Origin of the sequence: Mucilaginibacter sabulilitoris (assembly GCF_034262375.1) — a bacterium.
Lineage (GTDB): Bacteria > Bacteroidota > Bacteroidia > Sphingobacteriales > Sphingobacteriaceae > Mucilaginibacter > Mucilaginibacter sabulilitoris.
This window is the reverse complement of record NZ_CP139558.1, coordinates 6,626,366-6,649,607: the sequence shown is the minus strand read 5'-3', so window position 1 is coordinate 6,649,607 and position 23,242 is coordinate 6,626,366. Positions and strand designations below refer to the sequence as shown.

At 40.4% G+C, this 23,242-nt stretch carries 15 protein-coding genes; 8 read left to right on the top strand and 7 right to left on the bottom strand.

Annotation, left to right across the window (positions count from 1 at the left end):
* Positions 1-321 precede the first annotated feature (321 nt).
* The 5 genes from SNE25_RS28025 (at position 322) to SNE25_RS28005 (ending at position 13,773) form a co-directional block, all read left to right on the top strand.
* Positions 322-4,506, top strand: coding sequence for a hybrid sensor histidine kinase/response regulator transcription factor (locus tag SNE25_RS28025; protein WP_321562323.1), 4,185 nt, complete (start codon positions 322-324; stop codon positions 4,504-4,506).
* 284 nt (positions 4,507-4,790) lie between these two features.
* Positions 4,791-8,021 carry a SusC/RagA family TonB-linked outer membrane protein gene (locus tag SNE25_RS28020; protein WP_321562322.1) on the top strand — a complete coding sequence of 1,077 codons (3,231 nt, stop codon included), beginning with the start codon at positions 4,791-4,793 and terminating at the stop codon, positions 8,019-8,021.
* Positions 8,022-8,033: 12 nt separating this feature from the next.
* A complete protein-coding gene (locus SNE25_RS28015) occupies positions 8,034-9,731 on the top strand; it encodes a RagB/SusD family nutrient uptake outer membrane protein (RefSeq protein WP_321562321.1) in 1,698 nt (565 codons plus the stop codon).
* A 56-nt stretch (positions 9,732-9,787) separates the two neighbouring features.
* The gene (locus SNE25_RS28010) at positions 9,788-11,320 is read left to right on the top strand and encodes a glycoside hydrolase (RefSeq protein WP_321562320.1); all 1,533 of its coding nucleotides are present in this window, start codon (positions 9,788-9,790) and stop codon (positions 11,318-11,320) included.
* 20 nt (positions 11,321-11,340) lie between these two features.
* Positions 11,341-13,773 carry a sugar-binding domain-containing protein gene (locus tag SNE25_RS28005; RefSeq protein ID WP_321562319.1) on the top strand — a complete coding sequence of 811 codons (2,433 nt, stop codon included), beginning with the start codon at positions 11,341-11,343 and terminating at the stop codon, positions 13,771-13,773.
* 87 nt (positions 13,774-13,860) lie between these two features.
* Here the strand turns inward: SNE25_RS28005 and SNE25_RS28000 are convergent, their stop codons facing one another.
* Genes SNE25_RS28000 through SNE25_RS27980 form a run of 5 tightly spaced genes read right to left on the bottom strand, consistent with a single transcriptional unit; the run spans position 13,861 to position 18,604 of the window.
* Positions 13,861-14,106, bottom strand: coding sequence for a DUF6755 family protein (locus SNE25_RS28000; RefSeq protein ID WP_321562318.1), 246 nt, complete (start codon positions 14,104-14,106; stop codon positions 13,861-13,863).
* Positions 14,107-14,138: 32 nt separating this feature from the next.
* Positions 14,139-14,675 carry a Rieske (2Fe-2S) protein gene (locus tag SNE25_RS27995; RefSeq protein ID WP_321562317.1) on the bottom strand — a complete coding sequence of 179 codons (537 nt, stop codon included), beginning with the start codon at positions 14,673-14,675 and terminating at the stop codon, positions 14,139-14,141.
* An 8-nt stretch (positions 14,676-14,683) separates the two neighbouring features.
* Positions 14,684-15,253 (bottom strand): 4Fe-4S dicluster domain-containing protein, encoded by a 570-nt coding sequence (locus SNE25_RS27990; protein WP_321562316.1) that lies wholly within the window; start codon positions 15,251-15,253, stop codon positions 14,684-14,686.
* A 25-nt stretch (positions 15,254-15,278) separates the two neighbouring features.
* Positions 15,279-17,495, bottom strand: coding sequence for a molybdopterin oxidoreductase family protein (locus SNE25_RS27985; RefSeq protein ID WP_321562315.1), 2,217 nt, complete (start codon positions 17,493-17,495; stop codon positions 15,279-15,281).
* 41 nt (positions 17,496-17,536) lie between these two features.
* Positions 17,537-18,604, bottom strand: coding sequence for an MFS transporter (locus tag SNE25_RS27980; protein ID WP_321562314.1), 1,068 nt, complete (start codon positions 18,602-18,604; stop codon positions 17,537-17,539).
* 275 nt (positions 18,605-18,879) lie between these two features.
* Between SNE25_RS27980 and SNE25_RS27975 the strand changes: the two genes are divergently transcribed.
* On the top strand, positions 18,880-19,974 hold the full coding sequence (locus SNE25_RS27975; protein ID WP_321562313.1) for a tellurite resistance/C4-dicarboxylate transporter family protein: 1,095 nt from the start codon (positions 18,880-18,882) through the stop codon (positions 19,972-19,974).
* A 536-nt stretch (positions 19,975-20,510) separates the two neighbouring features.
* On the opposite strand, the gene SNE25_RS27970 is transcribed toward SNE25_RS27975, so the two are convergent.
* Positions 20,511-20,849: a zinc ribbon domain-containing protein YjdM gene (locus SNE25_RS27970; RefSeq protein WP_321562312.1), complete on the bottom strand. Its 339-nt coding sequence runs from the start codon at positions 20,847-20,849 to the stop codon at positions 20,511-20,513.
* Between the two features lie 656 nt (positions 20,850-21,505).
* On the opposite strand from SNE25_RS27970, the gene SNE25_RS27965 reads away from it, so the two are divergent.
* Both SNE25_RS27965 and SNE25_RS27960 read left to right on the top strand, forming a co-directional pair.
* Positions 21,506-21,952, top strand: a complete 447-nt coding sequence (locus SNE25_RS27965) for a DoxX family protein (RefSeq protein WP_321562311.1) — start codon at positions 21,506-21,508, stop codon at positions 21,950-21,952.
* A 29-nt stretch (positions 21,953-21,981) separates the two neighbouring features.
* Positions 21,982-22,413 carry a GNAT family N-acetyltransferase gene (locus SNE25_RS27960; RefSeq protein ID WP_321562310.1) on the top strand — a complete coding sequence of 144 codons (432 nt, stop codon included), beginning with the start codon at positions 21,982-21,984 and terminating at the stop codon, positions 22,411-22,413.
* A 62-nt stretch (positions 22,414-22,475) separates the two neighbouring features.
* On the opposite strand, the gene SNE25_RS27955 is transcribed toward SNE25_RS27960, so the two are convergent.
* Positions 22,476-23,123, bottom strand: a complete 648-nt coding sequence (locus tag SNE25_RS27955; protein WP_321562309.1) for an FMN-dependent NADH-azoreductase — start codon at positions 23,121-23,123, stop codon at positions 22,476-22,478.
* Between the last annotated feature and the right edge of the window lie 119 nt (positions 23,124-23,242).

Below are 23,242 nucleotides of genomic sequence, written 5' to 3'. Positions count from 1 at the left end.
GTTATTTGAGATATGCGTTTAGCTGTATGTAGATGTTATTACCAACAAACCCATGTAAGATAAGTTATTAATGCTTAGATAAAAAGCCTTCAGAAAACAATCTGAAGGCTTTGATATTTTTTGAACACTTTAGAAAAAGACCTACCATGGGCAAATGAAAATTATTGTGCCGGTAATGCCATTAATAAGCCTTGCTTTCAGCACTATTTTACAGGTGCAGATCAATTAAATTAATTAGGATATGATATTTATTGTGTTTTTAACAATTAATTAGGTAGCTTTAATTTACCAATTATTTGTATCGTAACCAGATTTCTATTAATGGAAAAAAAGATTCCCCTTTACTTTTTTCTTTTTGTATTCGTTTTTTCGGGCTATGCACAATCCCCAATAAAAAACAAAATACTTAACTATTCTTTAAAAGATGGCCTTTCTTTTGGTATTGTAAACAGCATTACACAAGATGATAAAGGCTTTATGTGGTTTGCCACAAACGATGGGCTTAACCGGTTTGATGGGACAAATTTTAGGGTTTTTAAATCAAGGCAAGTTGATCCTTCCGCTTTAGCCAGTAATTATGTTCAGAAAGTTTTATGTGATGTACACGGAAATATCTGGGTGTCTTCACGAAACGGGCTAAGTAAACTTGATACCCGGACAGAAAAATTCATCCATTATAAATTAACTTCAGGCCGCGCCGTTAAAAGTGACGTAGGTAATATCGTACAAAGCCATGATGGTAATTTATGGATAGCAACATACGGTTTAGGGTTTTCATATTTTAACATTAAAACCACAAAGTTCATTAATTATACTCAGGCTAATTTGCCCGGGCTATCAAGCAACCGGGTTATAAGTTTATTTGAGGATTCAAAGGGGCTGTTATGGGTTGGTACGCAGGAGAACGGTATCAATGTATTTAGCCATAACGGCGGCGTCATAGTTACCCGGCAAAGTTTAACAAGTCAAATAGCAAACCTTTCGGCTGCGCGTATCAATGACATTTTTGAAGATCATTTTCACAATATATGGATAGCAACAGGAAACGGGCTTATATATTATAATAGGCAATACAATAAATTTTCCCTTTTACAAACCAGTCAACCCGATATTAAAAGTAAAAGATACATATCTGTTATTGAGGACAGTAATAAACAATTGCTTGTTGGTTTGCAGGATGGCGGATTGTATAAGGTTAGCCTTGGGCATGACGCAAATTATAATACCGAAAACTTTTTATTACAGCCGGTAACAGGTGACGATGATTATTATCTTACGCAAAGATCTGTTCAAACACTTTATATAGATAAGGACAAGAATATTTGGGTAGGTACCTATGGCGATGGTATTTACATGGTAAGTAGTATTAAAGAGAAGTTTTCTAAAATCACAAAGAAACGGTTTGGGTTTGGAGGTGAAAGCCCGGTAAGATTTTATGGGATGTGTTCTGACCAGGACGGCTTTTTATGGCTGGGCACCGATGGCGAAGGTATATTTAAAACGAGTCATAACGGCAATCAGGTAAAGCAATATAAGGCCGATGGAAAACCTGGCAGTATTACAGATAATGCTATTTTATGTATTTACAGTGATAAGAATGGGAATGTCTGGATCGGCACTTATGCCAAAGGCCTTTTTCTATATGATAAAAAAACAGATTCATTCATAAATTACAAACATGATCAGAATGATCTTAAAAGCTTAGGCGGTAATGATGTGAGGGTAATTTATCAGGATAATCATAAAAATCTGTGGGTAGGAACAAATGGTGGAGGTTTGAGTTTATTCAATACAATTACAAAAACATTTACCAATTATACCCCTGCCAACAGCGGCATCACTTCATATGATGTGCGATCAATTGCCGAAGCTGAAAATGGGAACTTATGGATTGGTACTTACGGCGGAGGTCTGAGTTTTTACAATTTTGGGCAAAAGAAATTTAGCAGGTTTTTTAGCCCAGTTGATGAGAAAAATAACCTGCCCAGCCAGGTCATTTTTTCAATAGTTCCTGATAACCAAAAACGATTATGGATAGGAACCGAAGGAGATGGCCTGATCTCTTATGATTTGGAAAATAAAAGATTTAAGAAATTTAACGAAACAAACGGGTTAGCCAATAATACAGTATCGGCCATTAAAGAATCAGGCAGCGGGTCTTTATGGCTGAGTACCAACAAGGGGTTATCAAACATTGATACCCATACTGATAAGATACTAAATTATGATCAGTCTGACGGTTTGCAGGCAGGCCAGTTTAATGGCGGATCTGTTTTATTTGATACTACTAATAAACTGATGTATTTTGGAGGGACAGAAGGCCTCAATTTTTTTGACCCTGAGAAGGTAAATCAAAGTAATTACAAACCCAGGGTAATTATAACAGGGCTCCAAATTTTTGGCAAGCAAGTTGAAGTGGGAGCGGTTGATAAAGACCGGGCCGTACTACCCGAGGCGATTAATGAAGCCCGGCAAATTACTTTAATGCCAGATCAGTCTGTGTTTTCAATCCAGTATACATCTTTAAATTATACTTATCCGCAAAAAGGAAGCTTCGCGTACAAACTCGAAGGCCTTGATAAATCATGGAATTACGTGGGCAATCAGCGATTGGCCACATACCGGTACCTTGAACCAGGCGACTATGTATTTAAAGTGAAAGCATCAAACCAGGATGGTTTATGGTCTGAAAACTACGCCACTTTGCAAATAAAGATTATGCCGCCATGGTATAAAACATGGTGGGCTTACTTAAGTTATATTATTGTAACCGGACTGATTATTTATCGCTATATGCTTTACAGGGCCAACCAAACTAAACTTAAATACGAAATAAAAGTTGCCCAGTTATCAGCAGAAAAAGATAGGGAGTTAAGTGAACGCAAACTTTCTTTTTTTACTAATATATCACATGAGTTTCGGACTCCGCTAACCTTGATAATTAACCCCGTAAAGGATATGCTTTTTGGCAATAGCGGGCAAATTAATGACCCAAACAACGTGCATATTATTTATCGCAATGCGCGCCGCCTTTTAAGCCTTGTTGATCAGTTATTGCTTTTCCGAAAGGCCGAGAGCGAGACAGATAAATTGAAAATTGTAAGGCTTAATATAGTAGCGCTTTGCCATGAAGTATTTTTATGCTTTAATCATCAGGCGCGCACCAAACATATACAGTTTGATTTTTTTAGCCCAAAGGAAGTTATTGAAATATTTGCCGACAGAGAAAAGATCGAGATAGCCTTATTTAACCTCATCTCAAACGCGTTAAAATTTACTCCTGATCACGGTAGTGTAAGCTGCATAATTACTGATGCTGATGTTAGGGTTGGTATAGAAATAAAGGATAGCGGTTGTGGTATAGCCGAAGGTACAGGCGATCAATTGTTCAATAAGTTTTATCAGTTACAAAATACAGCGCCTTTGGCTGGTGGTTTTGGTATAGGACTTTACCTCGTTAAATTATTTATTGAAAGTCATAAAGGAACCATTAGCTATACCAGCCAGCAGGAACAGGGAACTGTGTTCAATGTTTCTTTGCTAAAGGGTCGTGAGCATTTGGGGCAGCATTTTGTTTTTGAAGATGTTGCAGAAACTTCCGTGTTTTTGGATGAACTGATAGAGATCAAGGATGAGCTGGTTACAATTGAAACCGGAAATTCTATTAAAACAAGAAGCCATGAAGCTTTAAGTTCGGATACCAAAACCATGCTCCTTATTGATGATAATCATCAGATCCGTAGTTATCTTAAACAGATATTTGCAGCTGAGTTTGAGATTTTTGAGGCTGATAATGGCACACAAGGCCTCGAACTGGTTTATCACCTGGTGCCTGATATTGTAATAAGTGATGTAATGATGCAGGGTTTAAGTGGTATCGAAGTCTGCAGCCGTATTAAGGAAGACCAGGTTTTAAATCATATTCCGGTAATATTGCTTACAGCCAGTTCATCGCCCGAGATAAAGCTTAAAGGTATTGAAGGCGGCGCTGATGATTATATAAGTAAACCGTTTGAAAAAGAACTGCTGATCGCCCGCGTTAATGGTATACTGAAAAGCCGGAATAATCTTCAGAAATACTTTTATAATGAGATAACTTTAAAATCAAATGATCTTAAAATATCACAGGAATATAAGGAATTTCTTGAAAAATGTTTACAGATAGTTGAACTGCATTTATCGGATCCTGACTTCAGCATAAAGACGCTTGCAACTGAAATAAACATGAGCCATTCAAATCTTTATAAGCGTATCAAATCAATTTCTGGCCAGTCGGCCAATAGTTTTATCCGTTTTATCAGATTAAGGAAAGCGGCGGAGATTCTTTTAACTACCGATAGTACAGTATATGAAACCGCTTCAATGGTAGGCATAAACGATCTCAAATATTTCAGGGAACAGTTCAATAAACTTTTTGGAATAAACCCCTCTGATTATGTAAAAAAATACCGCAAGCCATTTCACAACAATTATAATGTAAGCCGCGATATTGTTAAAGATCATTGATGATATTATTTTACCCCCTGTATAAAAAGCCGCAAAACATATTATTTTGCGGCTTTTTGGTGATTTTAGCCCGGTTTAAATCCGAATTTACCCCTCACTTCTTTTGCGTTTAAGCTGCAATTTAGCTTCGCCAATAACCATGGCATAAACCCAATATCTGTATTCGGTATAGATCTGACCCATACAAAAGACTGGCTAACCTAGCTCTGCATTATTGCATGCCTGTTGGTAAGTACGTTTTGTTCAGCTAAGATTTAGCCAATTAAAAACCAAATTAAAACTATATGAAATTAAATTTACATGTAAAGGATTCTCCTCACAGAAAAAGATCACCCCGTTTTTTTCTGCTTATTACCGGCATTGCAATGGCCTGTTTTATTATTTGTCAAGCGCCTTCGGCTGCTTTTGCAAATAGTAATAAAATACTAAATACCCAGGATGAAAAAATTACCGGTAAAGTAACCAGTGAAAAAGGTGAAACATTACCCGGAGTAAGTGTTGCGCTGAAAGGAACTACCACCGGTGTTGTTACGGATGTTAACGGAAGGTTTACGCTTAATGTTCCAAGTGCTTCATCGGGCACACTGGTGTTTAGTTATATCGGCTACATATCACATGAGGTAACATTAAACGGACAAACAACAATTAATGTACAGCTACAGGCCGATTCAAGATCATTGAACGAGGTGGTGGTTGTTGGTTACGGCACACAGAAAAAGGCTACGCTTACCGGTTCAATATCGCAGGTTAAAGGTGCCGAGCTGGTTAAAAGCCCGCAACCCAATCTTTCCAATGCGCTTGCTGGCAGGTTTTCGGGTGTAATTGTCAATAACCGTAGCGGCGAGCCAGGTTATGATGGTTCAAATATTACCGTTCGTGGTCTTGCTACAACGGGCAGCAACAATGTACTTATTGTGGTTGACGGTGTTCCCGGACAAATTGGCGGGCTGGAACGGCTTGATCCTAATGATATAGAAAGTATGTCGGTACTAAAGGATGCATCCGCAGCCATATATGGTAACAGGGCCGCCAATGGAGTTATTTTGGTTACTACCAAAAGAGGTAAAACTGGTAAACCTACTATAAATTACAGCTTTAACCAGGGCTTCAGTTCGCCAACCCGTTTGCCTAAAATGGCCGATGCGGCAACCTATGCACAGATCATGAACGAGATCAATTATTATGCAAGTCCTACTCAGGGTTTAAACCAGTCTTATACTGCCGAACAGATCCAGAAGTTTAAAGATGGATCAGACCCGCTTAATTATCCAAATACCGATTGGGAAAAACAGACCCTTAAAAGTACTGCGTTGCAAAATCAACACAGCCTATCTATCGGAGGTGGCAGTGAAGATGTAAAATATTTCGTGTCGCTGGGTTCCATTTACCAGGATGGGATATACAAAAACGGTGCTACAAAATACCACCAGTACAACTTTCGCTCAAATATCGATGCTAACGTTACCAAACGCTTAAAGGTGGGATTATCCCTTTCGGGCAGAGAAGAAGACAGGTTGTTCCCAGGCACTGGCGCAGGTGATATCTTCCGTTCGGTGTATAGGGCAAAACCTATAATTGGAGCCTATTTCCCCAACGGCTTGCCAACAACCGGTATTGAAAATAACAACCCCGCTGTACAGGTAACAGATATTGGCGGCACAAACAATAACCCAACACAGGTTTTCAATGGTATTTTAAGAGGTAGTTACGCAATACCAGGTATTGAAGGCTTATCGCTTGATGGTTTTTTCTCTGTAGATAAATCAGACGCTTTTGATAAAAACTTCAGCAAGCCTTACGTTTTATACCAATATAATGCAGCTACCAATACATACCCTACTGTTGTGGTTGGCGGTAACAACAACAAAGCAACACTGTTTGAATCGCAGAATAATCAATCATTAATTACCTCAAACATTAAGCTGAATTTTGTAAGAAAATATGGATTGCATGATATCAACGCATTTGTGGGTTACGAGCAAAGCAAAAATCATATTGAATATTTTGATGCCAGGCGTTACAACTATTTGTCATCACAACTGCCCGAACTATCACAGGGAGGGAGCGCTGCTACAGACTACCTAAACTCCGGTTACAGCTCAAACTATAACCGCCGAAGCGTGATTAGCCGTCTGGCCTATGCTTATGACGAAAAATATTTATTTGAAGGTCAGTTACGTGCTGATGGCAGTTCCATATTTCCCCCAGGAAAACAATGGGGCTACTTCCCTTCAGCTTCGGTTGGCTGGAGAATATCTAAAGAAAACTGGTTTAAGAGCAATGTCGGTTTTTTTGACGACTTGAAATTAAGGGCATCATACGGTTCATTGGGTAATGATAACGTTAACGGGTTCCAATATTTTGATAATTACGTTTTGGTTGGTAACGGTTTTGTTGCCTATGACCCATCCTCAACTTCTAACGTTATTCAGCCTAATGTTAGTCTGAAAAAATTGGCAAACCCCAATATTACCTGGGAAGTTGCCAAAAAACTGGATATTGGTGTTAACGCCACCTTCTTGCACAACTTTACTTTAGAGGCTATTTACTTTAAGCAAAAACGGTCTGATATTCTTACAAACAGGAATGCTTCGCTTCCGGGCACTTCAGGTATAGTAAATCCTTATAATGATGGCTCATCTACTTACACGCCATTAGTACCTTCGGAAAATATCGGCAAGGTTAACAGCTCTGGTTTTGAAGCAACTTTAGGTTACAACCACACCGGGCAGGAATTTAGCTGGGGTGTAAGTAGTAACATTACTTATGCCAAAAGCAAGATCATCTTTATTGATGAAGCCAGTGGTACCTTAGATTACCAGCGGAAAACAGGCCGCCCGTTAAATACTTATTTGTTATACAACAGCATAGGCATTTTCCGCACCCAGCAAGAGCTTGACAGCTACCCACATGTACCGGGTGCTCAGGTAGGTGATTTGAAATATCAGGATTATAACAATGACGGCAAACTAACAGCTGATGACCAAACCCGTACTAAATACGGCAACATTCCGCAAATTACTTATGGATTAAATCTTAATGCTGCTTATAAAAACTTTGATCTTTCGGTGTTGTTTTCAGGCCAGGCACAAGTTAGCCAGTATGTTTTGCCAGAGGCTGGCAGCGTTGGCAACTTTTACAGCAGTTGGGCAGATAATAGGTTTAGCCCAACAAACCCGAATGGTACTTATCCAAAGGTAGCCGACCGTGCATCAAACGCCATCAGCGGCGGATCGTTTCCAAACACTTTCTGGCTTAACGATGCATCTTTTGTCAGATTAAAAAACATCCAGTTGGGGTATAGCTTTAATGCGCCTTTCCTTTCAAAAATTAAAGTTTCCGGTTTAAGAGTATATGTAAGTGCATTCAACTTATTTACGATTACAAAAGTGAAGGATTATGATCCTGAAGGAACCAGTGGAAGCGGCCAAAACTATTCGGACGGAACCGGTAACAGCGGCCAGTTTTACCCGCAGCAGAGAATTATAAACTTAGGTGTTAACGTGAAATTTTAATCAGGACAGATAATGAAACTAAAATATAAAACCTTGCTGTATTTTATGATTGGCGGTACGCTCAGCATAACAGCATGTAAAAAAGATCTTTTAAATGTACAGCCAACGGATAGGATAGCAACGTCGGCCATAGAATCGGATACAGCAGTTTTCGAGGCATTTGTAACTAACAGGTATATTGGCGAGCGGTTACAAGATAAAGAAGGTGACGGCTCAAACCCAGGTTTTGGCCGCGGATTTGAATACAGTATGTGGAGCTCACTTACTGATGAGTCTATCTATAATAATGACGACGCGACCTGGCTTGTGCAAAGAGGACAACTTGCTCCGGAAAATTTAGGGGGCGCGGGTGTACTTTGGGGACGCAGCTACAGAAGTATAAGGGAGTGCAATTACGCTTTAAGCATTTTGCCAAACATGCCGCTTAGTCCGGCACATAAAACCCGTATTGAAGGCGAACTGAAATTTATAAGGGCTTTCCGCTATCAGGACCTCATCCGCAATTACGGTGGTATTGTTTTAATGAGCGACAAAGTGACTAATCTTACCGATAACTTACAGGATGCATCACTGTTTAAAAGGGTAAGTATTAAGGAAAGTATTGATTATGCTGTTGCACAGCTTGATGATGCCGCGTCAAAACTTCCTGTAAATAATGATGGTGCCTGGCTTTTAGGTCGTGCTACTAAAGGGGCGGCGCTGGCTTTAAAATCAAGACTGTTGCTTTACGCGGCAAGCCCATTGTACAATGCAGGCACCTGGGCAAGCGCGGTAACCGCGGCACAGGCAGTTATCAGCCTGAATAAATATGGCATATATACCGGCGGATATAACAACCTGTTTTTGATAAATGAAACCAACGAAACTATTTTTGCTCGTCTGTACACCAAAAACGCAAATCACACGCATCTTGAAATAGCCAATGGGCCAAACGGTTATGGTGGCTGGGCCGGTAATACCCCTCTTCAAAACCTGGTTGATGATTATGAAATGGATAATGGCAAATCTATAACCGACCCAACTTCGGGATACGATGCTAACAACCCATATGTACACCGCGATCCGAGATTTTCCGCTACTGTATTGTACAACGGCGCTACTTACAGAGGCCAAACTATTGAGACCTTTATACCAGGTGGAAAAGATAGTAAAGATGGGCCTGATAATTGGAATACTACCAAAACCGGCTATTATCTTAAAAAGTTCATGAATGATGCTTATCCGCTTCAAAACCCATGGGGTAATGCTGGCTTCCAGCCATGGATATATTTCCGCTACGCCGAAATACTATTAAATTTTGCCGAAGCTGCCAATGAAGCTTATGGGCCTGATGCGGTTCCTGCAGGTTCTACCTTATCAGCACGTACCGCTATTAACCAGATCCGGTCTCGTCCGGGTATTAACATGCCCGATCTGCCAAGCGGACTTTCACAATCGCAAATGCGCGATGCCGTACGTTATGAACGCCGTGTTGAGCTTGCATTTGAAGAGCATCGTTTTTATGATGTACGTCGCTGGAAAATTGCGGAGGTTACTGAAAATAAACCGGCAGGCGGAATAATCATCACGAAAAGTAATGGAAGCTTTATTTACACTCCTAAAGTAGCATTAGATGGTCGTGCCTTTGCAACCAAGCATTATTGGTTACCAATACCAAGGGCTGAGATCCAGGCATCGGGCGGTCAGCTGCAGCAAAACACTGGTTATTGATCATCATTATAAAGGGGAGGAACTTGTTTTCCTCCCCTTTTATCTAAACCCTGATTATGCTAAAATTTATTATAAAAAGATTGCTTCCTGTATTTGTTGTTATGGCGCTAAATATACCTTTAGCAAGCAGTCAAACTAAGGAAGTTACTATTAACATCGATTTTTCAAAAACTTATCAAACCATCGCCAACTTCGGCGCGTCTGATGCATGGTCATGCCAGTTTGTAGGCAACTGGCCCGATGATAAACGGAATAAAATTGCTGATCTGCTTTTTAGCCAGGATAATTACGTCAATGGTTCGCCAAAGGGTATAGGCTTGTCATTATGGCGCTTCAACATAGGCGCAGGCAGCAGCCAACAGGCAGATCAAAGCGGTATTAAAGATGAGTGGCGCCGTGCCGGGTCGTTTTTAAATAATAACGGTAGTTATAACTGGGAAAGCCAGGCAGGACAGCTATGGTTTTTAAAGGCAGCCAAAAACCGAGGAGTAAACCAGTTTTTAGGATTTAGTAATAGTCCGCCGGTACAATATACCTTAAACGGTAAAGCATATACAGATGGGGGTAAGGTTAACATCGGTACTGATAAATACGGCGCCTTTGCCACATTCCTGGCAAATGTTGTAAAAGGAGTGGAGAAGGTAAGTTCGGTTTCATTTGATTATATAAGCCCGATAAATGAGCCACAGTGGGATTGGAGCGATGGCGGACAAGAAGGTTGCCCATATACCAATACCGAAATGGCGGGTATTGCAACAGCAATAAGCAAGGAATTTGTAAATCATAGAATCGGTTCCAAAATTATCATTGGAGAGGCGGGGAGCATTAATTATTTGTATACCGCCGGGGATAAGCCAGGCAAAGGAAACCAGATAAATGACTTCTTTAAACCGGAATCCGCAAATTATATTGGCAACTTGCCGGGGGTAAGTAAAACCATAGCAGCACACAGTTATTTTACTACATCTCCTGCAACGGCGGCTTTGAAAGCGCGAGGGATGCTGGCCGATAGTATAGCGACAATAAAGGATTTGGATTTCTGGCAGTCGGAATATTGTATTTTAGGTGATAATGCAGGCGAAATAGACGGTAACAAACGCGATTTGGGCATAAATGCGGCCCTTTATCTGGCTTCGGTGATCCATACCGATCTTACTGTAGCCAATGCTTCGGCGTGGCAATGGTGGACCGCTATTTCTGCCTATGATTATAAGGACGGCCTCATCTACGTTGATAAGCATAAAACGGATGGTGATTTTTACGTCAGTAAAATGCTTTGGGCTATGGGCAACTATAGCAGGTTCGTAAGGCCAGGTGCTATACGGGTTGATGCCGGGGTTTCATCGGTAAAAAATAGCGCCCTTCGGGTTTCGGCATTTAAAAATGGAAAAAATTTCACCGTTGTTATTGTCAATCCGACGCACGAGGATGTAATGACCATATTTAATACCAATATTGCTGATATACACTTCAACACTTCTTACCTTACATCAGAAACTGATGAACTTAAAGCTGGTAAAATATCAACGGCAGAAAACGTTGTTCCGGCACGCTCTATTATAACGCTTACGGGAATTATCAAAAATTGAATATTATATATCTACCACTAATGAAAAATAAAATCTACCTATTCCTTTTTTTTACATGTTTGATATTATTGCCTTGCGCACTGAGAGCGCAGGGTACAGGTAAGCCCGTTTTATTTAATTCGGCCTGGGAGTTTCACAATGCCGATATCAGCACTGGAATTAATGGCCTCGCCTCCGAAACTCAGTGGAAAATGATTGATTTGCCACACGATTGGAGTATTGAAGGCCCTTTTAGTGACAAATGGGCGAGTGCTACAGGGTATTTACCCGGTGGCATAGGATGGTACAAAAAAAGCTTTGCAGGCAGTAGCAAATGGCAGGACAAGCAGGTGTATATTTATTTTGACGGAGTATATAAAAATAGCGAGGTATGGATAAACGGGCATTATTTAGGCAAACGTCCCAATGGTTTTATTCCATTTCAATATGAACTCAGCCCTTATTTAAATTTAAAAGGTAAAAATACGATAGCAGTAAAGGTTGATCACAGTGAGTTTGCCGATTCAAGATGGTATACAGGTTCGGGCATTTATCGTAATGTTTATCTCGTTGTTAAAAATCCGGTACATATAGGTCTGTGGGATGTGGCATTTTCCACTCCTCAGGTATCGGCAGGTCAGGCTACCATGAAGGTTAAAGTAAATGTTACAAACAGTACGTCTGCAAATGCGAATGTGACCGTGAAGATGAACCTGTTAAATGATAAGAATAAAATAGCGGCGACCTTACAAAAACAAATACAGGTAAAAACCGGCAAGCGCGAATTAGAATTTGATCAGCAGATTACATCTCCTCAGTTGTGGGATACAGAAACACCTTACCTTTATAAACTTCAGGTATCGGTTAGTCGTAACGGCAAACAGATTGATGAGGTAACACAACATGTAGGGATCCGCAGCATCCGTTTTGATAAGGATAAAGGTTTCTTTTTAAATGATAAAAGTACAAAGCTGACAGGGGTATGTATCCATGATGATGCAGGCGCCCTTGGTGTAGCGGTTCCGCCGGAGGTCTGGGTTCGCCGGCTTAAAATATTAAAAGATGCCGGGGTAAACTCACTTAGGCTCAGCCATAATCCGCATGCTGATTATCTGTATGACTTGTGCGACAAGATGGGTTTTTTGGTAATGGATGAGGCCTTTGACGAATGGGAAGTAGGAAAAAATAAATGGGTGGCAGGCTGGAATGTAGGCACACCTTCCAAAAACGGCTATCATGAATATTTCAAAGAGTGGGCCAATCGTGATATCAGTGATATGGTGCTGAGAGCTCGCAACCATCCCTCTATCATCATGTGGAGTATTGGTAATGAAATAGATTACCCTAATGATCCTTATACACATGAAGTATTAAATACCGGGCGTAACCCGCAGATATACGGTAAAGGCTATTTAGCCGATCATCCTGCTGCCAGTAACCTAACTCCAATAGCCAAACAATTGGTTAAAGCAGTAAAGGCAGTTGATGAAACGCGTCCGGTAACTGCCGCGTTGGCTGGGGTAGTTATGTCGAATGAGGTTGGTTACCCAGATGTATTGGATGTTGTAGGTTATAATTACCAGGAATACCGCTACGCTGATGATCATAAAAAGTATCCCAACCGTATAATTTATGGCAGTGAAAATGGAATGCAGCAACAAGCCTGGAACGCTGTTGATAGTAATGAGTACATTTCGGCTCAATATCTGTGGACGGGGATAGATTACCTTGGCGAAGCAGGGAAATGGCCACAGCGCAGTAATGGAGCTGGTCTTATTGATTTAGCTAGCTTTAAAAAGCCTGAATATTTTTATAGGCAAAGTCTTTGGTCTGCTAAACCAATGGTTTACGTAGGCGCCCGGGAAATTACAAAAACTGATGATAAAGGTATTTGGAGTCATCGTACGGCCGAACCTGTATGGAATTGGAGCCCTGGTAGTAAAATAAGAGTTGATTGTTTTACCAATTGTCAGGAAACGGAGCTGTTTTTGAATGGCCGTTCGCTGGGAAAACAATCGCGTAGCGCATCAAGGGGGCACGTGCCTTCATGGGAGGTGGATTACCAACCTGGCGAACTTTTAGTTAAAGGGTATAATAATGGCATTGAGGTGTGCAACAACTCTATAAAAACAGCCGGAGACCCATACCAGCTTAAGGCGATACCTGACAATATTGTATTTAGTAATAAATTAAAAGGGCTTAGCCAAATTGAGGTGTATATTATCGATAAAAATGGTAACCAAGTATTTACTGCTGATGATGAGGTAACAGTATCCGTTATTGGTCCGGGTAAATTACTGGGACTGGAAAACGGTAGCAATAGTAGCCATGAAAGTTACCAGGCAAGTCAAAGAAAGTTGTTGCACGGGCGTTTATTAGCCTATGTACAAACTTCTGGTAAGCCGGGGAGTGTGCAGGTGCAATTCAGTTCGGGCAGCCTTAAATCGGCAGGTATATTATTAACCATAAAATAATTCTACCAGGCTAATTAACAGGTGCGCCGGCGCGCAGGCAAACCAAAGGCCCGGTGCATATTTGGTAACGATTTAATTGTAACATCGCTATATTTTTCGTGGACCCAACGGCAAAAAGTACAACCAGCCAAAGCCGATTAAAAAAAGAACAAAAGACGCAATAAAGGAAGGAAAAGCGATATCTGCATTTTCTTCCAGCGCGTTGTTCAAAGCCGTATATAATAACCATATCTGGATACTCACATTTAAAATCAATATAACGATCAGCGCCAGCATAAGTGTACTGGTTTTATTGGGATGTGCCTGATTTTGGGCTTCGCGAAAATTACTCATAACCTAAATTATAATTTTATAATGCAGACGACTTATGTTGCCGAATGATTACTTCTTTCTGAATTTTCCTTGTCAGATTTAAAATCTTTAACAAATATTTCTTCGCCTTTAATCACTACCTCTAAACGGGGTAACGGCCGGGGTGGCGGGCCGGCAAGCACTTCGCCCGTAAAAGCGTCGAATAAACCATTATGACAGGGACATTCGATTTTCCCGCTTCCGGGTTTATAAAAAACCGCGCACGATAAATGTGTACATTTTTGTTCATATGCCCTGAACTCATTATTTTCCATGCGAATAAGGATATAAGGAATGGTACTGCCGGCAATAACAAACGAGCGGGTGCCGCCTACCGGGAGTTCATATTTTTTACAGACAAAATGTTCGCCTGCAATTTTCTCAGGAGGAAAAAAATTAGCCTTTATAGCAACATATCCGCTTCCAACGGCCAACCCACCAGATACGAGGCATAAAAATTTTGCAAAATCACGCCGGCTTACCTGGGTAGATTCAAGCTGATACACCGGAAAATCTTCTTTCCAGTGATTGTCCTTTTTATCGGTTGCCATAAATTATATCAATCTATAATTAATGAGGTACTTCCTTTAGGCATCATAATATTTACCTTGGTGCTCACACTCTCTTTCCCGAAAATAAAATTGTTTACAGGCGTACTGTTAGGACGCATTTTCGCGATCTCCTCTCTGGTGCCATAATATAATGCTTGTGTTGGGCAAACGGTGGCGCACATCGGTTTTTTGCCGGCACTGGTTCTGTCGTAACACATATTACATTTCATCATCAGGTCATACGTTTCTTTTTTTTGCGGTACTCCAAAAGGACATGCCATCACACAGTTTGAACACCCAATACACCGTGCTGTATTAGCCGTATGCACCACACCAAATTCATCTTTGGTTATAGCATCTGCCGGACAAACATTGGCACAAACCGGATCGTCACAGTGCATACAAACCTGAACGGTGGTTTGCACAGTAACCGCACGGTCAATATAATTGACATGGATCATAGACTCGTGTCCGTTTGTTTCGCATTCTGAACAAGCCATTTCACAGGCTTTACATCCGATACATCTTTGCATGTCTACAAAGAACTCCTGATCTGTTCTATAATTGGTTACGGGCATATTTATAATTTTAGGTTACAATTTATTAAATACTTGCATACGCACCTGACGCTGTTGATGGCGGTGATATAACACCTGTTGCCTTTAGATTACAGGCGCAAACTTTAAACTCCGGAATTTTTGATACCGGATCGAGCGTTGCCGGTGTAAACTGATTTGCCGACTTTTTGCCAGGCCAATGGTAAGGTAAAAATACGGTATCGGTACGGATAGTTTCTACAATGTTAGCCGGAAACTCATCTGTACCACGGCGAGTGGTTACCTGCACCAGTTCATTTTGTTTAATTCCATATTTCAGCGCAAGTTCCGGGTGTATTTCCAGTTTAGGTTCAGGATACAAATCAACCAATTTGCCAATCCTGCGGGTTTGCGTTCCGCTTAAATATTGCGATACAACCCTGCCGGTTGTTAATATTACTGGATATTCTTCATCTGTAATTTCACCGGGGTCACGGTAAGTCACCGGGTTAAAGTGCGCCTTGCCATCGGGGGTAGCAAATTTCTTATCCTCCCATAAACGCGGTGTCCCCGGATGGTTTAAAGTAGGGCAAGGCCAAAAAACGCCCATCGTGTCTTCAATTTTTTGGTAGGTGATACCATAATAATCCGCGGTACCGCCTTTTGAAGCAACCCTTAGTTCATTAAATAACTCTTCACTGTTCTGATAGGTAAATTTATCTTCGGCACCAAGCCTTTTTGCCAATTCTAATATAATGGATGTATCGCTGCGCGCATGCCCCGGCGGGTTCACCGCTTTGCGGATACGAACCACCCTGCCTTCGGCAGTAGTAACCGTTCCTTCCTCTTCTTCCTGTAATGATCCGGCCAGGATAATATCAGCATGACGGGCGGTTTCATTCATAAAGAAATCAATGCTGACATAAAATTCCAGCTTCTCCAGCGCTTCGCGCACATAATTATTATTAGGCAGGGACACCAACGGATTAAAACAAATAGACAGCAATCCTTTTACTTCGCCCCGGTGAATGGCCTCAATAAGTTCATAGGCGGTGTAGCCTTTGCCAGGCATGTCTTTTTCATCAATTCCCCAAACCCCTGCTATATATTTGCGATGCTCAGGATTGGTAATATCGCGGTTCCCCGGTAGTTGATCGCATTTATGGCCATGCTCTCTTCCGCCTTGTCCATTTCCCTGGCCTGTAATAGTACCATAGCCACAATAAGGTTTCCCAATGCGACCTGTTGCAAGAACAATATTAATACAACCAAGCACGTTGTCTACTCCTTTTGAATGATGTTCTATACCGCGGGCATGCAACAGGAAACTTGTTTTTGCTTTGCCCCACCATTGTGCCGCCAATTCAATTTTTGCCTTTTCAATGCCGGTTATTTCTTCTGCCCATTCCAGCGTATAATCCTTTACAGCTGCCAATGCCTTATCAAAGTCTGTGGTATGATTATCAATAAAATCATGATCAAGCATGTCATGATCGGCCAGGTATTTAAGTATAGCGCCATATAAGGCGGAGTCCGTTCCTGGTTTGACAGGTAAATGCAGATCAGCGGTTCTGGCCAGTGGAATTACCCGCGGATCAACTACGATCAGTTTCGCCCCATGATCCCGCGCCCGCCAAACCCAATGGGTGAGGGTCGGAAAGGTTTCGCTGATGTTGGCGCCGGCTACAATGATCACTTCTGCCTTCTCCAGGTCGGCATATGTATTTGAGGTACGGTCAAGTCCGAAAGCTTTTTTGTTTCCTGCACCAGCACTAACCATACATAAACGCCCATTATAATCTAAATTGGCAGTTTTTAATGCAACCCGGGCAAACTTGCCCATCAGGTAACTTTTTTCATTGGTAAGTGAAACTCCTGATAGCACGGAAAAAGCATCATTTCCATATTTTTCCTGTATCCGTTTTATTTCGGCCACCGTTTTCTCCATCGCCTCATCCCAGGAAACCGGAGTAAAACCCACTCCCTCTTTGCGTTGCAATGGCTGCAAAATCCTGTCCGGATGATTGTTCTGCATATATCGTTGCACCCCTTTCGGGCATAAGCGCCCTTCGTTAAAAGGGAACTCCTCCCAGGGGTCAAAACCAACAACCTTATCATTTTTTACCAATAGTTTTATACCACACTGCATTCCACAGAAACAACAATGCGTTTTCACCACTTTATCAGGCTCATCACGGCCGGCAAACCCTTCCCGGGGAGGATAGTTTAAATGCGGACCAAACTGTTCTATTAACTTTTCGGGCGAAACTGGTAAATGGGCCATAAATTTTGTATAATGCCTTGTTAAATTGCTACCTCCGTCAATTAACCGAAAAGGTTACCTCCATTTTGTTGCCGGGCTTTAAGATGAGCCATGGCCAGTCTTGAGCGCTTCCCTTCGGGACTCAGATCAAGGTGCGATGTGCCATCTTCCAGTGTAAAGTCAAAGCCCAACTCTTTGGTTACAATTTTCAAATCGTTTATATGTAATTGGGTAGCAAATTCCTGGTGGGTATGAGGGCATACTGCCATTCCTCTTTTTATACCTTCTCTTTTGTAAATATGAGCGCCTATCTGGGCTGGACGTTGTATAATATGAAAAAATTTGCCAAAAGGGATCCAGATCAGAAACATAATAACCGTTATAGCATGGGTTACAGCCATGTAATCATACGCAATACCTTTCATGTACTCATAGCCATAACTCAGGCCTAAACCGGTAACTGCAATAGCTAAAAGCAATATTAAAGGCAGCAAATCGCCTTCAAATGTTTGGGTAGCTACCAAACCCGCGTTGGTGAGGCGGCGGCGCATAAATATCAATACGCCGGCAATAACTAACCAGGAACACCAATAAAGCGCCTTGAAAATCAAAAATGCCACAAATGAGCCCAGTGCAAACTCAAACATCTTGAACCCGAAGAAATGAGCTTCATACATGTGCACGCTCGTTGGGTTTATACTGGTTGCCGGGTTCATGGTAAAATTTATCCAGCCAAAGGTTAAAGGAAAAGTAACGCAAAAGGCCATTGTACAACCCGTTGCCATTAAAAAATGTCCTATCCACCGGCTACGCCCGCGGGGATAAATAAACTTTTGGAAACCTATATTTTGTATAAACTCTTTTGCAAATGAAATAACATGTAAAAATACCTTCCCCGTAAAAAAAAACTGGCAGGTACGTTTAAAATACATCCAGGTAGGCGGCCGTTGCAGCCACACGGTATAACGGTAAACTACCCCAAAAAAAGCGAATACCGTTCCGAATAAATAAATAATTAACGCCGGGTCAAAATTTTGAAGCTTGCGGGAGCCATAAAAGACTAATGAAATTAACAACAAGGAAACTCCGGTAGCTATAAATAAAGCCTTTTTATTGAGAGAAATATCCATCTATTAATTGTATTAAAAGGTATGATATAAATCGTATCCTATAAACTGAGCAATTACCGGCTTCACTAAAGCCGGATTAGATTTTCATCAAAAAATATACTGCTATTTCTGATGTGGGTTTTTCCTAGTTTTTGTTTATTATAATATGCTATGCTATAATAAATCATTTAAAAATACAAAAAAATAGTTTCTTGTATCGATTTTAATTACATTACAGCATATTCTTCAATAATTACCTTTTATTAATACCTGTTTTTAACCACCTCGTTATAAATATGGAAGCTCAGCATATAGTACTGCCACCTAAACCGGGCGAACCAATTACGGGCCACTCTCTCCAAACTTTTTTCCCGGGTTATTTTGCTTTGGTAATGGCAACCGGAATAGTTTCTGTCGGTGCTTTTTTATATAATATGAAACAGGTGGCCAACATCATGTTGGTTGCTAACGTCATTTTTTATATTCTGCTTTGGGCAGTGCTCGTACTCCGGGTAATAAAATACCCTGCAGATGTATGGAAAGATATAAGCAGTTCATCCCGGGGGGTTACTTTTTTAACCATTGTTGCCGCGAATAATGTTTTAGGAAATCAGTTTGCCTTAATGACACCCTATAAAGACGTAGCCATTTTTTTATGGGAGTTTGGCATCGTGCTCTGGGTACTGATCACTTACACTTTTTTTGTTGTCCTTACCGCTAAGGAACCCAAGCAGGGCGTGGAAGCAAGTTTAAGCGGAGCCTGGCTGCTTATTGTAGTGGCAACCGAATCTGTTGCAGTGCTCGGGGCCATAATTGCAGGTGAGATGGTTCATAAAGACGTTATTATTTTTATATCATTTTGTGCTTTTCTCATTGGCGCCATGCACTATATGGTATTTATATCATTAATTATATACCGGTGGCTTTTTATAAGCATGAAAGCGGAACTGCTTACCCCTCCTTACTGGATAAACATGGGTGCTGTAGCCATTACAACGCTCGCGGGTTCACGTTTACTGATGTATTCGCATCATTACGAATGGATAAGTGGTATTCAATATTTTTTGCCTGGTCTTACTGTTTTTTTCTGGGCATTTGCAACCTGGTGGATCCCGATCTTGTTTTTACTGCCTATATGGCGGCATATCATACAAAAGGTTCCTGTAAAATATGATCCTCAATACTGGTCACTCGTTTTTCCGGCTGGGATGTACACCGTTGCTACCTTTAATTTTTCTAAAGCACTTAATCTCCCGTTTATTCTGCCCATTTCCAATATTTTTATTTGTTTTTCAGCTATAGCCTGGGTAATTGTTTTTATCGGGATGATGAGGCAGCTCATCGGGTTTTTTATATCCAGAAAAGAAATCTTAAATATTTCGAAAACTTAAGTATAAAAACAGATTGCCCTATTCGTAAAGAATCTGTTGTTATATTAAAATAGCTGAAAATAAGCTTCCTTTTTATTCAATGTAACTCTTAAATAAATAGAATACTTGTAAAAGATTTGGCGTTTTCTTTGCAGATAGGCTGTTAAAACAAGTGAGTTTTCCATTCTCTATACTAATTAAAATAATGAATAAATTGGAACGATAAATGGATTTGTACCTAAACTCCAGGTGTATATCTGGGTAACCCAAGAGAGCGAAATTCGATAGTTCTTATTCTTGAAAACGGTTGTAGGGCATAAAAAAGTCCTTAGAACTTAATCTAAGGGCTTTTTGTGGTGCAGACTTTAATTATAACAAACCATTTCTTTTATGATTTAAAGCGGTTGGCGGATTTAGACCTGAATTGAAAATGGTTTAATTATTTTAATACTATCTGAATTCGTCAACTACTAAAAGCGATATCTTTAAAACATGGATTACTTTAAAAAAGTGAGAAAAAGGGCGGCATTTTGTAGAAGTAAGCAACCGAATCTGCGCTATGCTTTTTTGACAAACTCGGATTTAAGCGCCATTGCGCCGAAACCATCAATCTTGCAGTCAATATTATGGTCGCTATCTACTAAACGAATGTTCCTGACTTTCGTACCTGCCTTTATGCTTTGGGAAGAACCTTTTACGGGCAGATTTTTTATAACTACTACCGCATCACCATTTTGCAGTATATTGCCGTTGCTGTCTTTTACTATAAATTCATGGTCACCAGTAATATTTTCTTCCATGCTCCACTCATGGCCGCATTCAGGACAAGCCAGCAGGTTGTCCATTTCATAGGTGAAAGTTGATTTGCACGACGGGCAAGGGGCTAATTCTGTCATATAAAAATTTTGACAAAGATAAAATTGTGGCCCGACACTGGGTAATGCCTTCGACTTCTAAAACAAAAAAACCGATTTCAGCGTAGAATCGAGGTTTTTTCTTTCTGTGGTCCAGACTTTACATATAACAAACCGCTTTTTCTATGATTTGAAGCGATTAGCAGACTTGGACTTGAGTTAGAAATGGTACAAATATTTAAATGAGTTTAAAAAACACTAAAATCGTGTAGCACTTCTGAAGCATTTCTATAATATTTTCTGCTTTGTTTCGAAAACGATGATCGATTAGTATTTTATCAAACGATTGAAGTAATCTTTTACGATATCGTTTACTTTTCCTGTCATTACTTTTGAGAGTGGGGATTGCGGGAGCCTTGACCAGTCCATTCTGTAGACTTTAGACCATCAGGTCGTGTTTGAATTGGCAGAAAACGAACTTGATAATCAACTAATTAACATGATTAAAGTTGCAGAATTCATTGATCGTAATTTCAGAACTTAATGATCAATGGCTCCAGAATGTCCAATCAGGGCCCCTAAACTCATATGCAACAAAAAGTAAAAGAGACTTCTAATGCTGGCCCGTCTGAATTGTAATAACTGGTACCTGATATTTTACAAAACCAGTTTTATCTTTGATTTAAAATCAAAAACAAATGAAAAACACCTCGGGAATAGCCCAACTTTTTTTAAGATTAGCCCTTGGAATTGGTTTTTTAATGCCTGTAATGGACAGGTTAGGTTTCATGGGTCCTCAAGGCTCTGGCGGAGCTACATGGGGCGACTGGAAACACTTTATTGATTATACTAATACGCTGATTCCATTTGCAAGCAGGCCAGTATCTAATATTATGGGCTTTCTTGCAACAATTGCAGAAGCTGTATTTGGGATATGCCTCATCATAGGCTTCAGAATTAAAGAAGTTGCTTTGGGTGCGGGTATCCTGACCCTTGTATTTGGCTTATGCATGGCAATTTTTTTAAGCATAGGCGCTCCGTTTAACTACCCTGTTTTTGTTTTTACGGGTAGTGCGTTAGTGCTTTCGGACATTGATCATTATAAATGGAGTATTGATAACTATATCAAGAAAAAGATTTTGTAATTAACTTTTGTTATAAGTATTTAAAAATCATGGAATGCAGAAGAGCTATCACTAAAGCTGATATTGAAATTTGTAAAGAAGCGATCCTTGAGTTTCGCGGAAATTTAGATTCGAAAACGGTCGTTGACCAGGTTTTTGAGATGATTAACCATGAAGGCTTTGAATTAGTTTTTATTCCCAATGCGGATTATACAAAAGCTGGGGCATTTATAGGCTACCGAAAGTTGAACTTACTACGTACCGGGCCTATAATCTATGTTGATGACCTATTTACATTTTCTGAATTCAGAGGACTAGGTTATGCCGGTGCCTTATTAGATTATGTTGCCGAACAAGCTGCAAGTGAAGGTATAAAAAGCATTCATCTTGATAGTGGCTACGCGCTGCATACGGCACATAGATTATATCTTAACAAAGGTTACTTCCTTGCGTGCAACCATTTTGCCAAATCAATCAATTGATTTTTATCGATATCAATACTCGTAAGTATTGATATCGCTTATTAGCTTATCGCGAAAATCTTTTAGGAATTACGCACTGTATTTGCTGCCATTTCGGCTATTTTATGATAAACATCTTTCTTAGATTGCTCATACACTTCCGGATCAAAGGCGCTTCCGTTTAAAGCGATTTCCTGGATATCAGTAAGCCCCATGATCTTAAAAACTGTTTTAAGGTATTCGGTTTGAAAATTCATGTGTGCATAATATTCGCCTTGCTCATAACCTGCATTTCCCCGGCTAAAAAACAGATAAACCTTTTTATCCATCAATAATCCCCTGTACGGGTTTTGGGGGTCATCAGGCCTCATTTTAACCGTTTCGTTAGCCCGGATCACCTGGTCTAAATAGGCTTTTAACACGCTTGGGATAGACCAATTGAACATCGGCGTTCCCAGTACGATAACGTCAGCAGCTTTGAGTTCGGCAATGTATTTGTCGCTTATTTTCAATACATTGATTTCGGCCTCAGTTCTGAGCTCGGCTGATTTAAACGCCGCTGAGATCCATAGCTCAGATACGTGCGGTATAGGTTCCTGGCCAACTTCACGGTGGCAGATCATGTGATCGGGATTGGCTTCTATCCATTTGTCGACAAACAATTTGGTCATATTTCTGGTGACCGAACGTTCAACTCTTGGGCTCGCGTTAATAATCAATAAGTTCTTCATTTCTTTAATCGTTTAATTCAAATAAGGGGCGGCCTTTCCTGCGCGATAAATGTATCTCGTAAGCGTTTATCATATCCTGCCGATTGTAATATATTTGTACAGTACAAACTTAAATACGA

Bases quoted from the DNA above. Each gene is read 5' to 3' on its own strand.
- SNE25_RS28025 (WP_321562323.1), top strand. From the start codon at position 322: ATGGAAAAAAAGATTCCCCTTTACTTTTTTCTTTTTGTATTCGTTTTT.
- SNE25_RS28020 (WP_321562322.1), top strand. From the start codon at position 4,791: ATGAAATTAAATTTACATGTAAAGGATTCTCCTCACAGAAAAAGATCA.
- SNE25_RS28015 (WP_321562321.1), top strand. From the start codon at position 8,034: ATGAAACTAAAATATAAAACCTTGCTGTATTTTATGATTGGCGGTACG.
- SNE25_RS28010 (WP_321562320.1), top strand. From the start codon at position 9,788: ATGCTAAAATTTATTATAAAAAGATTGCTTCCTGTATTTGTTGTTATG.
- SNE25_RS28005 (WP_321562319.1), top strand. From the start codon at position 11,341: ATGAAAAATAAAATCTACCTATTCCTTTTTTTTACATGTTTGATATTA.
- SNE25_RS28000 (WP_321562318.1), bottom strand. From the start codon at position 14,106: ATGAGTAATTTTCGCGAAGCCCAAAATCAGGCACATCCCAATAAAACC.
- SNE25_RS27995 (WP_321562317.1), bottom strand. From the start codon at position 14,675: ATGGCAACCGATAAAAAGGACAATCACTGGAAAGAAGATTTTCCGGTG.
- SNE25_RS27990 (WP_321562316.1), bottom strand. From the start codon at position 15,253: ATGCCCGTAACCAATTATAGAACAGATCAGGAGTTCTTTGTAGACATG.
- SNE25_RS27985 (WP_321562315.1), bottom strand. From the start codon at position 17,495: ATGGCCCATTTACCAGTTTCGCCCGAAAAGTTAATAGAACAGTTTGGT.
- SNE25_RS27980 (WP_321562314.1), bottom strand. From the start codon at position 18,604: ATGGATATTTCTCTCAATAAAAAGGCTTTATTTATAGCTACCGGAGTT.
- SNE25_RS27975 (WP_321562313.1), top strand. From the start codon at position 18,880: ATGGAAGCTCAGCATATAGTACTGCCACCTAAACCGGGCGAACCAATT.
- SNE25_RS27970 (WP_321562312.1), bottom strand. From the start codon at position 20,849: ATGACAGAATTAGCCCCTTGCCCGTCGTGCAAATCAACTTTCACCTAT.
- SNE25_RS27965 (WP_321562311.1), top strand. From the start codon at position 21,506: ATGAAAAACACCTCGGGAATAGCCCAACTTTTTTTAAGATTAGCCCTT.
- SNE25_RS27960 (WP_321562310.1), top strand. From the start codon at position 21,982: ATGGAATGCAGAAGAGCTATCACTAAAGCTGATATTGAAATTTGTAAA.
- SNE25_RS27955 (WP_321562309.1), bottom strand. From the start codon at position 23,123: ATGAAGAACTTATTGATTATTAACGCGAGCCCAAGAGTTGAACGTTCG.